At 63.4% G+C, this 15,170-nt stretch carries 12 protein-coding genes and 1 other RNA gene; 9 read left to right on the top strand and 4 right to left on the bottom strand.

Annotated elements, in window-relative coordinates; all coding sequences use genetic code 11:
* Positions 1-62: 62 nt before the first annotated feature.
* Positions 63-485: an OsmC family protein gene (locus GM658_RS01760; protein WP_155452285.1), complete on the bottom strand. Its 423-nt coding sequence runs from the start codon at positions 483-485 to the stop codon at positions 63-65.
* A gap of 144 nt (positions 486-629) precedes the next feature.
* On the opposite strand from GM658_RS01760, the gene ribBA reads away from it, so the two are divergent.
* Genes ribBA through nusB form a run of 3 tightly spaced genes read left to right on the top strand, consistent with a single transcriptional unit; the run spans position 630 to position 2,764 of the window.
* Complete coding sequence (gene ribBA, locus GM658_RS01755; protein ID WP_155452284.1) at positions 630-1,739, top strand: bifunctional 3,4-dihydroxy-2-butanone-4-phosphate synthase/GTP cyclohydrolase II; 1,110 nt, start codon at positions 630-632, stop codon at positions 1,737-1,739.
* Positions 1,740-1,784: 45 nt separating this feature from the next.
* Complete coding sequence (gene ribH, locus GM658_RS01750; protein ID WP_155452283.1) at positions 1,785-2,273, top strand: 6,7-dimethyl-8-ribityllumazine synthase; 489 nt, start codon at positions 1,785-1,787, stop codon at positions 2,271-2,273.
* A gap of 20 nt (positions 2,274-2,293) precedes the next feature.
* A complete protein-coding gene (gene nusB / locus GM658_RS01745) occupies positions 2,294-2,764 on the top strand; it encodes a transcription antitermination factor NusB (protein ID WP_155452282.1) in 471 nt (156 codons plus the stop codon).
* 203 nt (positions 2,765-2,967) lie between these two features.
* Here the strand turns inward: nusB and GM658_RS01740 are convergent, their stop codons facing one another.
* The gene (locus GM658_RS01740) at positions 2,968-3,882 is read right to left on the bottom strand and encodes a transglycosylase SLT domain-containing protein (protein WP_155452281.1); all 915 of its coding nucleotides are present in this window, start codon (positions 3,880-3,882) and stop codon (positions 2,968-2,970) included.
* Between the two features lie 478 nt (positions 3,883-4,360).
* Here GM658_RS01740 and ubiD point away from each other — a divergent pair, with 478 nt between their 5' ends.
* The 6 genes from ubiD to recR all read left to right on the top strand — a co-directional run bounded on the left by ubiD (position 4,361) and on the right by recR (position 9,969).
* Positions 4,361-5,845, top strand: a complete 1,485-nt coding sequence (gene ubiD / locus GM658_RS01735) for a 4-hydroxy-3-polyprenylbenzoate decarboxylase (protein ID WP_155452280.1) — start codon at positions 4,361-4,363, stop codon at positions 5,843-5,845.
* Positions 5,846-5,861: 16 nt separating this feature from the next.
* An RNA gene (ffs, locus tag GM658_RS01730) (signal recognition particle sRNA small type) lies at positions 5,862-5,960 on the top strand.
* A 128-nt stretch (positions 5,961-6,088) separates the two neighbouring features.
* Entirely contained in the window at positions 6,089-8,710 is a 2,622-nt protein-coding gene (gene dnaX / locus GM658_RS01725; RefSeq protein WP_155452279.1) for a DNA polymerase III subunit gamma/tau, read from the top strand.
* A gap of 37 nt (positions 8,711-8,747) precedes the next feature.
* On the top strand, positions 8,748-9,074 hold the full coding sequence (locus tag GM658_RS01720) for a YbaB/EbfC family nucleoid-associated protein (protein WP_155452278.1): 327 nt from the start codon (positions 8,748-8,750) through the stop codon (positions 9,072-9,074).
* Between the two features lie 9 nt (positions 9,075-9,083).
* Positions 9,084-9,374 carry a YciI family protein gene (locus GM658_RS01715; protein ID WP_057263408.1) on the top strand — a complete coding sequence of 97 codons (291 nt, stop codon included), beginning with the start codon at positions 9,084-9,086 and terminating at the stop codon, positions 9,372-9,374.
* 4 nt (positions 9,375-9,378) lie between these two features.
* The gene (recR, locus tag GM658_RS01710) at positions 9,379-9,969 is read left to right on the top strand and encodes a recombination mediator RecR (protein WP_155452277.1); all 591 of its coding nucleotides are present in this window, start codon (positions 9,379-9,381) and stop codon (positions 9,967-9,969) included.
* Here recR and GM658_RS01705 read toward each other — a convergent pair.
* Positions 9,949-12,036, bottom strand: a complete 2,088-nt coding sequence (locus GM658_RS01705) for a putative bifunctional diguanylate cyclase/phosphodiesterase (RefSeq protein WP_155452276.1) — start codon at positions 12,034-12,036, stop codon at positions 9,949-9,951. The two genes, recR and GM658_RS01705, sit on opposite strands and share 21 nt — an antisense overlap.
* A gap of 4 nt (positions 12,037-12,040) precedes the next feature.
* Positions 12,041-15,025: a response regulator gene (locus GM658_RS01700; protein WP_155452275.1), complete on the bottom strand. Its 2,985-nt coding sequence runs from the start codon at positions 15,023-15,025 to the stop codon at positions 12,041-12,043.
* Positions 15,026-15,170 lie beyond the last annotated feature (145 nt).

The raw sequence follows: 15,170 nt of genomic DNA, 5'->3' as shown, positions 1-15,170 counted from the left end.
GTCGCAATTAAAAAGTTCAAGGGAAATTTTGGGGCGCGTTTTGCGCCCCATTGGGGGAAGGCCTACAGCAGGGTAGCGGTGAGGGTGATGTTGGTATTCAGGACTTTGGATACCGGGCAGCCAACTTTTGCCTTATTGGCAAGCTCTTCGAATCTGGCCTTGTCGGCGCCGGGAATCTTGGCCTGCAGGTCCAGATGGATGGCGGTGATGGCGAATCCATCGCCCACTTTATCCAGCGTCACTTCAGCCTTGGTTTCCATTTTCTCGGCCGTCAAGCCCGCCTCGCCCAGGATCAGCGACAACGCCATGGTGAAGCAGCCGGCATGCGCCGCCCCGATCAATTCTTCCGGATTGGTGCCCGGCTTACCCTCGAAACGGCTGGCAAAACCGTAGGGCGCCGCCTGCAGCGCGCCACTCGCGGTGCTGATCGCCCCACGCCCATCCTTGATGCCGCCGCTCCAGACGGCCGAACCACTGGTCTTCATCGCTGCCTCCTTCAGGGTTGTAAAGAAAACCAGTCTAGGCCAAAACGCCTAAAGGCGGCGCTTGAGGGGGCGGGAATGCTTCAAATCCTTTAAAATAGCGGGTTAACAAAGAAACGCTCTGTGCCTCACATCAAAGGAAAAAATATGTCCATTTCCAGCACCGAAGAAATCGTCGCCGAACTGCGCGCCGGTCGCATGGTGATCCTGGTCGACGAAGAAGACCGTGAAAACGAAGGCGACCTGGTGCTGGCCGCCGAGCACGTCACGCCGGAAGCGATCAACTTCATGATCAAGCACGCGCGCGGCCTGGTCTGCCTGACCCTGACCGAAGAGCATTGCAACCAGCTCGACCTGACCATGATGACGGCCAAGAACGGCACCTCGTTCGGCACCAACTTCACCGTCTCGATCGAAGCGGCGGAAGGCGTCACCACCGGCATTTCGGCTGCGGACCGCGCCAAGACCATCCAGGTGGCGGTGGCCAAGGGCGCCAAGCCTAGCGACATCGTGCAGCCGGGCCACATCTTCCCGCTGCGCGCAGTACCGGGCGGCGTGCTGATGCGCGCCGGCCACACCGAAGCCGGCTGCGACCTGACCGCAATGGCCGGCCTGATGCCAGCTTCCGTGATCTGCGAAATCATCAAGGACGACGGCACCATGGCGCGCCTGCCGGAACTGCTGGAATTCGCCAAGGAGCACGGCCTGAAAATCGGCACCATCGCCGACCTGATCCACTACCGCAGCCAGAATGAATGCATGGTGGAGCGCATCGCCGAACGTCCGCTGCGCACTGCCCACGGCGACTTCCGCATGATCGCCTTCCGCGACAAGCCAAGCGGCTCGGCCCACCTGGCCCTGGTGCATGGCTCGATGGAGGCGAGCAAGGAATCGCTGGTGCGCGTGCACCAGCCAGTGTCGATCCTGGACCTGCTGGAAACCGAAGCCACCACCCACTCCTGGAACGTGTCGTCCTCGCTGAAAGCGATCAAGGGCGCGGAGCAGGGCGTGATGGTGCTGCTGAACTGCGGCGAGACCGCGGAGCAGCTGTTCGGCCAGCTGGAAGCGCTGGACAAGAACGTGCGTCCGACCGGCCGCGCCGCCAGCATGGACCTGCGCAGCTACGGCATCGGCGCCCAGATCCTGCGCGACGTCGGCGTGCGCAAGATGCAGCTGCTGGCAAGCCCGCGCAAGATGCCGTCGATGACCGGCTTTAACCTTGAAGTGACCGGCTACATGGCCAAACCTGCCGTTTGATCAAGACAGGCGGCATCATCCAATATCCTTAGAAAGAGGTACACCATGACCGTAGCAACCTACGAAACCAACCTGTCCGGCGAAAACCTGCGCATCGGCGTCGTGCAGGCCCGCTTCAATGAAGACGTTTGCCACGGCCTGCTGTCGGCCTGCCTGCAAGAGCTGAAGAACCTGGGCGTGGAAGATGAAGACATCCTGCACGTGACCGTGCCGGGCGCCCTGGAAATTCCGCTGGTGCTGCAGAAGATGGCCGAGTCCAACCAGTTCGACGCACTGATCGCGCTGGGCGCCGTGATCCGCGGCGAAACCTACCACTTCGAGCTGGTGTCCAATGAATCCGGCGCGGGCGTGACCCGCGTGGGCCTGGACTACAGCATCCCTATCGCCAACGCCATCCTGACCACCGAGAACGACGAGCAGGCGGAAGTCCGCATGGCGGTCAAAGGCGCCGAAGCTGCGCGCTGCGCCGTCGAAATGGCCAACCTGTCGATTGCCCTGGAAGAGCTGAACCAGGACCTGGGCGACGACGAGTAATTCAACAAGAAGGTATGAATATGACTGACAATATGACGCACGCCAACCCGAGCAAGAACCGCACCCCGCGCCACCGCGCGCGCGAGTTCGCGCTGCAGGGGCTGTACCAGTGGCTGCTGAACAATGAAGAGGCGACCAAGGTCGTCAACAATATCCGCGGCGCCCATGGCTTCGACAAGGCGGACGGCGAATATTTTGCCGACCTGCTGCGCGGCACCATCAAGCAATCGGTGGAACTGCGTGAAGTGTTCACGCCGCTGGTTGACCGCGGTATCGGCGAGCTGTCCCCGATTGAGCACGCAGTGCTGCTGATCGGCGCCTACGAACTGAAGAACCACATCGAGATCCCATACCGCGTCGTGATCAACGAAGCGGTGGAGCTGACCAAATCCTTTGGCGGTATCGATGGCCACAAATACGTGAACGGCGTGCTGGACAAGCTAGCCGCCCAACTGCGCGCCGACGAATTCGCCGCCGACAAGAAGCGTTAATCGCGTTTCCGTATTGCCTGAAATGCCCTCCCGCCGCGGAGGGCGTTTTTTTTGGGGATTGCCGCAGAATACAGTGAAGGATGCCTTCAGTCCGTGGCTGCTGTGGATCGGGCCAGACCCAAGGGGCTGACCCTGAAACGCGGCTGACGCGGGGGCAAAGAAAAAGCCACCCGTGGGTGGCTTTGGCATGGGGCAGGGGAGAATTACAGGCCTGCCAGCTGTTCCGGCGTGACCTTGACCTTGTCGTTGCTCGCCACGGTGGTGGGCTGAGGCTTGGCCACCGGCGCGCTCGCCAGCACTGGCGGCGTAATGGTCGGTACCTTCTTGCCGGCGGAAACCTGTTTCAGGCGCTGGTATTCGGCCATGACGCGGGAACCATAACCATCGTCCGTCTCGAAGGCGCCTGCGCCGACGTAGGATTTCAAGCCCGCTTCCACCGAACCGCCCTTGGCCACATAATCCTTCAGGATCAGGGCGCCGACGCGGATATTGGCGACCGGGTTCAGTGCAGCCTGCACACCGCCCATTTCCTGGAATTTCTCAGTATGCACCTTGGACATCACCTGCATCAGGCCCTGCGCGCCCATCGGGCTTTCCGCGAACGGGTTCAAGCCAGATTCGATGGCCATCACAGCCAGAATCAGCAAAGGATCCATCTTGACTTCGCTGGCGGTCAGGTAGGCGGTGGAGACCAGCATGTTGGTCGCATCGCCGGCCACGCGGTAGCGCTTGGACAGCCAGCTGGTGACGGCATCTTGCTGCTTCTTGGAGCCCATCAAGGCCTTTTCATCGGCGCTGGGCTGGGCTTCAGCAGCGGCCGCTACGCGAACTGGCTGCGCCGCAGGCGCTTCCATCAGCTCGGACAGTGGCGGCGCTACGACGACCAGCGCCGGTGCCGGCGGCTGGCCGCTCAGGGCGTGCGCCAGGTCGGAGGCCAGTTCTGGACGAGCCACCATGGCGCAAGCCATGACCAATGCTGCAATACCAAAGATGCTCAAAATAGACTGAGCGGCGGTCAGCAGACCGCGTGCCGATACGCTCTGCGTGGAAATCCACGCGGCGGGCTGGCGAGCCCATAGACGGGCGCTATCAAGCAACCCATTGAATCGATTGTTCATTCAGAACTCCCCTGAAATGTAAGAGTCAAAACGCGTCCCCGCCGCGTAAAAATCGCGGTCAAATCGACGTGCCATAGTCGTTACATCAGTGTTATCTTCGTCCACCGCCGCACAGGTCGCACGGGACTGGACGCCATCATTGTTTGCTAAAGCTGGCGAATCGGTTGAGCCAGTTGCAACACAACTTTTTCCGGGTGCGAGGCAGACGCCTCAGGAAAAACACTCCTTAAAATGTCTGTGGAGCCCGGATACTCCGTGAATGTAATGAGTGACAACTTAGTTGGCATAAAGGCCATGTCCTCATCAGGTAGGTCAAATTGTAGGAGGGGTATTATATCCCGTCAATACTAACACGGACGTTCTTTATTACTTTTGAGTATGACTTTTGCGTGAACACATTGGCAAAAACCAATAAAATCAACGACTTGACCAAAAGTACTCATACGCCTCGTTCGAAGCAAAAAAATCGTAAAAAAGTATGAAATATCGCGATCTCCGAGATTTTATTTCCCAACTGCAAGCAATGGGCGAACTTAAGCGCACAAGCTTGCCCGTTTCACCACACCTGGAGATGACAGAGGTCTGCGACCGCACCCTGCGCGCTGGCGGACCCGCCATTTTGTTTGAAAAACCGGCCGGATTCGACATGCCGGTGCTGGGCAACCTGTTCGGCACCCCGCGCCGCGTGGCGCTGGGCATGGGCGCCGATGATGTGAGCGAGCTGCGCAAGATCGGCCATGTGCTGGCGCAGTTGAAGGAACCCGAGCCGCCAAAGGGCTTCAAGGATCTGATGGGACTCGGCTCGCTGGTGAAGGCGGTGTGGGATATGTCGCCGAAAGAGATGCGCGGCGCGCCTTGCCAGGAGATCGTATGGGAAGGCAATGACGTGGACCTGGGCCGCCTGCCAATCCAGCATTGCTGGCCGGGCGACGTGGCGCCCCTGATTACGTGGGGCCTCGTCATTACCAAGGGCCCTAATAAGAAGCGGCAGAACCTGGGCATCTACCGCCAGCAGGTGCTGGGTCCTAATAAGGTGATCATGCGCTGGCTGGCGCATCGCGGTGGCGCGCTGGACTTCCGTGAGCACTGCATCAAGAATCCTGGACAGCCTTATCCTGTCTGCGTCGCTTTGGGGGCGGACCCTGCGACCATCCTCGGCGCGGTGACGCCGGTGCCGGATAGCCTGTCGGAATATCAATTCGCCGGCCTGCTGCGCGGCGGCCGCACCGAGCTCGTTAAAGCCATCGGCAGCGAACTGCGCGTGCCGGCTTCCGCGGAGATCGTGCTGGAAGGGCATATCTACCCGGACGAAAACCATCCCTCCGGCTACGAGCATGGCCTGGAAGGCCCGTATGGCGACCACACCGGTTATTACAATGAGCAGGACTGGTTCCCGGTCTTCACCGTCGACCGCATCACCATGCGGCGCGACCCGATCTACCACTCTACTTATACAGGCAAGCCGCCGGACGAGCCGGCCGTGCTGGGTGTGGCGCTGAACGAGGTGTTCGTGCCGCTGCTGCAGAAGCAGTTCAGCGAGATCACAGACTTTTACTTGCCGCCGGAAGGCTGCAGCTACCGCATGGCGGTGGTGCAGATCCGCAAACAGTATGCGGGCCACGCCAAGCGCGTGATGTTCGGGGTGTGGAGCTTCCTGCGCCAGTTCATGTATACCAAGTTCATTATCGTGGTGGACGAGGATGTGAACATCCGCGACTGGAAAGAGGTGATCTGGGCCATCACGACGCGCGTCGACCCGACCCGCGACACCACCCTGGTCGACCATACGCCGATCGATTACCTCGACTTTGCTTCACCGGTCAGTGGCCTGGGCAGCAAGATGGGCATCGACGCGACCAATAAATGGCCGGGCGAAACCAGCCGTGAATGGGGCACGACCATCACCATGAGCGACGACGTGAAGGCGCGCGTCGATGGTATTTGGCAGCAGCTAGGTTTATAGCCTATAATTGCGCCCGGGCGGGCCCCTGCGCATTGTGGCACGGTTAACCTGGTCAGGTCGGGAACGAAGCAGCCAAAGCTGTTCACCGCAAGTGCCGCAGATCAGGCTCGCCTCTTTGAATTCCTATCGAAAAAGGGGACGTACCCATAAAAAGGGGTACGTCCCCTTTTTTTGTATTTATTGCGTAAATGGCAAGCATGCAATCTTGTCCGCAGCGCCCGCTATCTACGGTAAAATCGCGCAATGTCCTATCAAGTCCTCGCTCGCAAATACCGCCCCCGGAACTTTGAAACGCTCGTCGGCCAGGAGCACGTTGTCCGTGCGCTGACCCACGCGCTGCACACCGGGCGCCTGCACCATGCCTACCTGTTTACCGGGACGCGCGGTGTCGGCAAGACGACGCTGTCCCGTATCCTGGCCAAGTCGCTCAATTGCGTCGGCCCGGACGGCAACGGCGGCATCACGGCCACCCCCTGCGGCGTGTGCGAGGCTTGTACCGCGATCGATGGCGGCCGCTTTGTCGACTATGTTGAGATGGACGCGGCGTCCAACCGCGGTGTCGACGAGATGGCGCAACTGCTGGAGCAGGCGGTGTACGCACCGTCCAATGCGCGCTTCAAGGTCTATATGATCGACGAGGTGCACATGCTGACCAACCACGCCTTCAACGCGATGCTGAAGACGCTGGAGGAACCGCCGGAGCATGTGAAGTTCATCCTGGCGACCACCGATCCGCAAAAGATTCCCGTCACCGTGCTGTCGCGCTGCCTGCAGTTCAACCTGAAGCAGATGCCGCCGGGGCATATCGTTGGCCACCTGGAAAATATCCTGGGCCAGGAAAACGTGGTGTTCGAGCAGCCGGCCTTGCGCTTGCTGGCGCAGGGCGCGCACGGTTCCATGCGCGATGCATTGTCTTTGACCGACCAGGCGATTGCCTACGCCGCCGGCGCTGTGACGCTGGATGCGGTGCAGGGCATGCTGGGTGCGCTGGACCAGTCCTACCTGGTGCGCCTGCTCGATGCGCTGGCCAACAAGGACGGCGCTGATTTGATGGCGGTGGCCGATGAAATGGCGACGCGTTCGCTGTCCTACAACGGCGCGCTGCAGGACCTGGGTACTTTGCTGCACCGGATTGCGCTGGCGCAGACCGTGCCTTCCGCGGTGCCGCCGGACCTGCCTGAATATAACGATATCGTGCGCCTGGCTGGCCTCTTCGATGCCGAAGAAGTGCAGCTGTATTACCAGATCGCTGTGCATGGGCGGAATGAGCTGGGGCTGGCGCCTGACGAATATGCCGGCTTCTCCATGACGCTGTTACGCATGCTTGCCTTTCGGCCCGGTATCGGCGGGGCAGAAGGCCAACCGGCCGGCGCCCCGGTAGCGGCTCGTCCAGCGGGCGCGAATCCGGCCCGTGCCGCAGCCGCCGCCGCCATGGCGGCCAGCGCTGCGACGGCGGACCGCATGAGTGTCCCGGTCGGCCAGCCGGCATCAGTCCATGCCGCGGCGGCCGTTGCGCCGTCCGTGCCGCCAGCGCCGCCGGTCCAGCAAGTTGCGCAAGCCGCCGCGCAAGCCGCCAACGCCGCATCCGCCTCGCATCTCGCCAGCGTGCCTTCCGCCGCCGTGCCTGCCGCCACCGCATCCGTGCCTGCTGCCACCGCATCCGCGCCTGCTGTCAGCGATCCAGCCGGTGCCGCGCCCGTGCCTGGTGCCCCCGCATCTGGACCAGTCGCCGCCACATCGGCGCTTTCGGCTGTTGCGCCGGCCGCATCTGCCGCTCCTGCGTCCGCGCCAGAATTCGCCGCGCCCGCTGCGCCAGCCGCACCGCAGCCAGCCGCCGCTCCTGCACAAGCGCCTGCACCTGGGCCTGCGCCGCAGCCTGCACCGGCCGCAGATGGCCGTCCGATGAGCCCAGCGAAAATGGCCATCACCGCCGCGCTGGAAGCCGCGCGCGCCGCAGCCGCTGCCCGCACGGGTCAACGCCCTCCTGCGCCAGCACGTCCGGCAGCGCCGCAAGCCGACGCGTCGGTATCGCCTGCCTCAGCGCCTGCCGCAGCACACGCAACCCCGGCTTCCGCATCGCGAACTGCGATGCAGCAGGCCCCAGCGCATGCCGCGAACCACACCGCTCCTGCCGCGCCGGCCGCAGCACGTGCACCCGCACCGTGGGAAGACGCTCCCGTCCCAAGCGCACCATCCGCGCAAGCCAGCGCACCTTGGGATGAGCAGGGCGGCGCCGCAGCCGTCATGGAAGCCCCGCCGCAAGTGCAGCAGCGCCGCGCCGCCCCAGTGCAGCAACAGGCGGAAGAAGACGACCTGCCGCCTTGGGTAACCGATTTCTCCGAAGAATCCGCCGTGCCTGCCGGCGCCGAGCACCTTGGCGGCATGCCGCAAGCAGCACCACAGCAACGCGCCGCAGCGCCAGCGAAAGCACCATACGAATACGTCATCACCCCAGTCCCCGAATTGGGCTGGGACGGCAATTGGCCAGCGCTGGCCGCCCACCTGCCTTTGCGCGGCGTGGCGCAGCAACTGGCAACCCAGGCCGAATTGGTCAGCTGCACCTTCGACGGCAATATGGCCGTGTTCCGCATCCGCTGCCCGATCGAAACCTGGGCCACCCCGGCCAATGTGGAAAAACTGACCTCCGCGCTGACCGAGCGCTTTGGACGCGCCGCCCGCGTTGAGACGGAAATCGGCAAGGCCTGGTACACCACCAGCGTCGAAGCCCAGCTCCACCGCGACAACTGCCAGCGCGCCGCCGAAGAATCGGTCGCCGCCGATCCATTTATCAAAGCAATGGTGCGCGATTTCGGCGCCTTCATCGTGCCCGGCTCGATCGTGGCGCCGATGACGCCCGCGCACTAACCAATATACTCAACACCGAAATACGGAGAACCACACCATGATGAAGAACCAATTGGCCGGCCTGATGAAACAAGCGCAAGCCATGCAGGACAACATGAAGAAGGCGCAGGAAGCGCTGGCCCTGATCGAAGTGGAAGGCCAGGCTGGCGCCGGCATGGTTAAGGTCGTGATGACCTGCAAGAACGACGTCAAGCGCGTATCGATCGACCCGTCGCTGCTGGGCGACGACAAGGACATGCTGGAAGACCTGGTAGCTGCCGCCTTTAACGACGCCGTTCGCAAAGCCGAAGCCACTGCTACCGAAAAAATGAGCGGCCTGACCGCCGGCCTGCCGCTGCCGCCTGGCTTCAAGATGCCATTCTGATCGAATATCATGTTCATCATCACGCTCACTTACCTGAAACCGGCCGAGGAGATCGACAAGCTCCTGGCTGCCCACAGCGAGTACTTGCGTGAGCAATACGCCAACGGCATGTTCCTGATGTCCGGCCGCCTGGTGCCACGCACCGGCGGCGTGATCCTGGCAACGGCCGACAGCCGGGCCGATATCGAAGCGGTGATCGAGCTGGATCCCTTCAACGAAGCGGGGGCCGCCAGCTACACCATCACCGAATTCGTGCCTACGAAGACGGCCGATTTCCTGAGCGCCTTCAAGCAATCCTGAGCCAATGGCGAAGTCCTTTGAATTCCTGACGGAGGCGCTGCGCCGCCTGCCTGGCGTTGGCCCCAAGTCGGCGCAGCGCATGGCTTTCCACCTGCTGCAGCATGACCGTGAAGGCGCCGCCATGCTGTCGCGCGCCTTGTACCAGGCGGTGGAACAGGTACACCATTGCGCCCTGTGCAATACCTTCACCGAAACCGACATCTGCGACACCTGCGCCGATGAAACGCGCGACAAGCGCCAGCTGTGCGTGGTCGAAACGCCGGCGGACCAGGTGATGATCGAATCCACGCTGACCTACAAGGGCCTTTACTTCGTCCTGATGGGGCGCCTGTCGCCGCTGGACGGCATCGGCCCCAAGGATATCCACCTCGAAAAGCTGCTGGCGCGCGCCGCCGACGGCGTGGTGGAAGAAGTGGTCCTGGCGACCAATTTCACCAATGAAGGCGAAGCCACCGCCCACTACATCAGCGAAATGCTGAAAGCCCGTGGCCTGGCCGTGACCCGCCTGGCACGCGGCGTGCCCGTCGGCGGCGAACTCGAATACGTCGACGCCGGCACCATCGCCCGCGCCATGCTAGACCGCCGCAGCACTTGATCCCGCGCAAGCCAGCATCTGGCTGATGGCGTCCTGCGGGGCTGGGCGGCCGAGCAGGTAGCCTTGGGCCATGTCGCAGCCGTAATGCTTCAGGAGGTCGAGCTGTTCCCGGGTTTCGACGCCTTCCGCCACCACGATCATTTTCAAGCCGTGCGCCATCGCGATGATGGCGCGCGTGATGGCGGCGTTTTCGCTGTCTTGCGGCAGGCCGCTGATGAAGCTCTTGTCGATCTTCAGCGCGCGCACGTCGAAGCGTTTCAGATAGCTCATGGACGAGTAGCCGGTGCCGAAATCGTCGATCGACAGGAACACGCCAATGCCGCGCAGCTGTTCCAGCGTGGCCAGGGTGGCCAGGGCATTGTCCATCAGGGTGCCTTCGGTCAGCTCCAGTTCCAGCAGGCTGGGATCGAGGCCGGTGTCGTGCAGCACGGCCAGTACGATCTGCGCCAGGTTTTCGTCCTTGAACTGGCGCGCCGACAGGTTGACCGCCATCCGGATCGGCCGTTCGCATTCCCGTTTCCAGGCGCAGGCCTGATGGCAGGCTGTGCGCAGGACCCATTCGCCGATCGGCACGATCAGCCCAGTTTCCTCGGCCAGCGGGATGAATTCCGTCGGTGGGATGATGCCGTGTTCGGGATGGCGCCAGCGTATCAGCGCCTCCACGCCGACGATGCGCGTGGTCGGCACGTCGACCTGCGGCTGGTACAGCAGGTAAAGCTCGTTGTTCTGCAAGGCTTTGCGTAGGCCGACCTCCAGCTTGATGTGGCTCATGATCTGCATGGTCAGGGAGGAGCTGTACAGCTTGGCGTTGTTCTTGCCGCAGTTCTTCGCATGGTACATGGCGGTGTCGGCAAATTTGAGCAGGGAAGTGCAATCTTCGCCGTCTTCGGGATAAAGCGAAATGCCGATGCTGGCAGTGACGAAGATTTCATGGCCGTCCAGGTTGAAGGGGCGCCGCATGGCGTCTTTCACACGGTGCGCCACCGCCAACGCATCGTCCACGCGCTCGATATCGGGCAGCAGGATGGTGAATTCGTCGCCGCCAAGGCGCGCCAGGCTGCACAGGTGGTCGCCGGGCCGTATCGTCTCGCGCAGGCGCTCGGTGACGATCTGCAGCAGCAGGTCGCCGACATTGTGGCCCAGCGTGTCGTTGATGCGCTTGAACGAGTCCAGGTCCATGAAAAGGATGGCAAATTTGCGCTGTTCGCGCCGCGAGCGTTCCAGTTCGTTTTCCAGTGTTTCCAGGAAGGCCTGGCGGTTGGGAATGCCGGTCAGGCTATCGCAATAGGCCAGCTTGCGGATCTGTTCCTCCGCGCGTTTGCGTTCGCTGATATCGCGCACCAGGCCAAGCACTTCGCCCGACGCGGTGCCCACCAGGCGCGCTTCGAAATGGTGGCTGACGCCTTCTCGCGTCAGTTCGTAGTCGACCGAGTGCACGGAGGCCGAGTGCAGCACGGCCGAGAGCTGGTCCAGCATGCGCATGGCGATCTGCGGCGGCAGCACGTCGCGGATATGGCGGCCCACGCATTCGCGGCTGGCGAAATCGGTGCTGGGCTCGTGGCCTTCCTCGTAATCGAGGTAGTAGCCGTCTGCGCTGAGGCGGAAGAAGGTGTCGGGGATGGCCGCCAGCACGGCGCGGTTGTGGGCATCGGCGATGCGCAGGCGGGAAATGGCGTCGCTGGCGCGCAGCACGTACAGCACGCGGTGGCCGAGGATGGGCCAGTTGATCGGCTTGGAGACGAAGTCGGTGGCGCCGGCTTCATAAGCTTGCGTCACGGCTTCCAGGTCGTCGCCTCCGGTGACCATGATGACGGGGACGTGGGACGGGCCTTCCAGCTTGCGGATGGCGCGGCAGACGGAGAAGCCGTCCAGCAGCGGCATGTCGACGTCAAGCAGCACCAGGTCGGGCGCATTGTCGCGGAAGCTGGCCACTGCGGCGCGGCCGTCGCTCGCCTCCACTGCGTCCAGCCCGACCTGGGCCAGCATTTCAAGCATCAGCAGGCGCATGACGGGATCGTCATCCGCCACCAGTACGGTGCCGCGTTTGGGGGAATAGAGCGCTGCCATGATTTCATGCTCCCTTGGCCAGGATGATGCTGAGCGATTGCCGCACTGACTGGAATTCGCGCTCCAGCTGCGCCAACAGGTCGGCCGCGCCCTCGGTCTGCTCGGCACGCGCCATTTGTTCCATCTCCCTGAACAGTTTTGCCAGCGCGTCGGCGCCCACGTTGGCGCTGCTGGATTTCAGGCTGTGCGCCGTTTTGCGGATGGCGCTGGTGTCGCTGCCTGCGGTGGCCTCGCGTAGTGCCGTGATCTGGCGCGGCGTGTCTTGCAGGAAGGCTTCCAGCACGCGCCGCAGCAGCGCCTTGCCCTGGCCCGGGCTGAGGGCGCAGATGGCGTTCAGCGCCGCCGGGTTGATGGCAGCCGGGGCGGCGTCCAGCGCGGCCACTTGCGCGGCCTGGCGGGGCGCTGTGCCGACGGACGTGCTGTGGCAAAGCGTCGCCATGGCGCTGGCGTGCAGCTGTCCGGCATGGGGGGCGGATCCATTCAGGCAGGCTGGGGGAACGGCGGATGCCGACGCGGCCGGCGCCGGCGGCGGACCGCCTTGCGCCGGGTGGGAGGCTGAACGGGGCGGCGGCGTATGCCCGGCTGGCGCAGGGCGCGGCAAGGCAACCCAGCGGCCAAGCGTGTCGGCCAGCGCTTGCTGTGAAAACGGCTTGCTGATGTAATCATCCATGCCCGCCGCAAGGCAGCGTTCCCGGTCGCCCTGCAGCGCGTTGGCGGTAATGGCGACGATCGGCGTGGCGCGTGCGCGGCCGCGCTGCTGCTCGAGGCGGCGGATTTCGGCCGTGGCAGCCATGCCATCCATCACCGGCATCATGCAGTCCATCAGCACCAGGTCGTAATCGCCCGCCCGCACCGCCGCCAGCGCTTCCTCGCCGTTGGACGCGCAAGCGACCTCCATGCCCAGGCCGCGCAGCATGGCCGATGCGACTTCCACGTTGACCGGATTGTCTTCAGCCAGCAGGGCGCGCGGCCGCTGCCCAGGGCGCGGGCGCGGCGCGGCATGCGGCGCCGCGACGCCGGCCAGCGACGACACGGCAACGCCCTCGCTGGCGCGCAGCGGGGTGACGATGCAGTCATACAGGTCCGGCTCGCGCGCTGGCTTGATCAGCTGGAACGCCACCCCGGCGGCCCGCCGCTGCACGGGATCCGCCGCATTGCGCTCGGAGGCCAGCAGGATGACGCGCACCGCAGAAATATCGGGGTCGGATTTGATCTCGGCCGCCAGCGCCAGGCCGCCGATATCGTCCAGCCCCATGTCCAGCAGCGCGACGTCGTAGGGCGCACCGCGTGCCGCCGCCGCATGCAGCTCACGCAAGGCATCCGCCGCACTCGGTGCACAAGTGCCGTGCAGGTGCCAGCGCGCCAGCAGGCGTTGCAGCGCCAGCGCGCTCTCCGCCTGGCGGTCCACGACCAGCGCCCGCAATCCTTTGGTCGGCTTCTGCTGGAAGCCCGCGTCGTCCGCCTCTACCCGCCGCTTGTCGAACTGCACGGTGAACCAGAACACCGAACCATGCCCGAGGGCGTTATCGACCCCGATTGAGCCGCCCATCAGCTCCACCAGCTGCTTGGAGATGGCCAGGCCCAGGCCAGTACCGCCATGCTTGCGCGTGGTCGAACCGTCCCCCTGTGAAAACGAATCGAAGATATGTGCCCGCGCCTCGCGGGTGACACCGATGCCGGTATCGTGCACTTCCACGCGCAGCCGCGCCGATTGCGAATCCTCCTCCGCCACCCGCACCGCGACCTTGATCCGTCCCTGGTCGGTGAATTTGACGGCGTTCCCGAGCAGGTTGACGATCACCTGGCGCAGCCGGTTAGGATCGCCGCAGATGGCCAGCGGAATATTGTTCGCTACCGCGAACTCCATTTCGATGCCCTTGGCCTGTGCCTGCGGCGCAAAAACGTTCTCGATATCGTCCAGCAATTCGCGCAGGTTGAAGTTGATGTATTCGACCGTCAGCTTGCCTGCTTCCACCTTGGAGAAATCGAGGATGTCGTTGATGATCACCAGCAGGTGCTCGCCCGAACGGCGCACCATGCTGGTGTAGTTGCGCTGGGTTTCGGTCAGCTCGGTGGCCGCCAGCAGTTCCGCCATGCCCAGCACCCCGTTCATCGGCGTGCGGATTTCATGCGACATATTGGCCAGGAAGGCGCTTTTGGCCTGGCTCGCCGCCTCCGCCGAATCCTTGGCTTTTTCCAGCTGCGCGGTGCGGATGCTGACCTGGCGTTCCAGTTCGCCGCGGTATTGCGCCAGCTTGGTATCCCGGCTCTCGATCTGCGCCAGCATGCCGTTGAAGCTGTCAATCAGCGTGCCCAGTTCATCGCTGCGCTGGTGCTGCAGCTGGGCGTAGGTCTGGCTGCTGCTTACCTTGTCCGCCGCCGCGATCAGCTGCGCGATGGGCGCGGCGATGCCCTCGCGGAAGCGCGCCGACAGCACCAGCGCCAGCCAGAACGAAGAAGCCGTGGCGAGCGCGGTGATGCCAAGGTTGCGCAGGATGCCCAGCCACAGCGAAGCCTGCCCGGCCTCGATCATCACCGCCCCGATCACATGCTGGCGTACCCGCACCGGCCGGTAAAGCCGCAGGCGCGGCGCCCAGGGCGGGCCGTCATGTTCGGCCAGTTCGCCTTCCGACAGCAGGTGCAGGCGCGCGGTATCCAGTCCGCCGGGCGCCAGCTCGCGCAGGGACGGATAGGCGGCAAACAGCTGGCCGTCGCGGTCGAACAGGGCGGCGCGTGTGATATCGCTCTTGACCGCCAGCGCGGCCAGCGCCTGCTCGGCAGTCGGGCGGTCCGAGTAGAGCAGGGAAGCGACGCTATTCGCGCCGATGACGTCAGCCAGCGAGGTAAGCTGCTTGCGTTCCTCGCTGGTGTGGGAAACGATGGAGGCCACGGCAAACGCCGCGAACACCAGCAGCAAAGCGCTGCCGGTGGTGAGCACCGAGATGATGGTCAGTTTCTGGCTTAGGCCGGACCGTTCGAAGTTGAGCATTTTCGCCGCCGAAGGACGATTCCATCGGGCAAAGAATAAATGCTAAGAATTTCGACACTTTGATCTGGCTCTAAGATTCAGTTACTGGCACAGTAAAAGTCGGGGTCAGCTCTGGCAATCGGACATTTCGCACAGCGAAATGTCC

Source organism: Massilia eburnea, assembly GCF_009720745.1.
GTDB lineage: Bacteria > Pseudomonadota > Gammaproteobacteria > Burkholderiales > Burkholderiaceae_D > Rugamonas > Rugamonas eburnea.
Note: the sequence above shows the minus strand (reverse complement) of the source record. Positions and strands in the feature narration are given on the sequence as shown.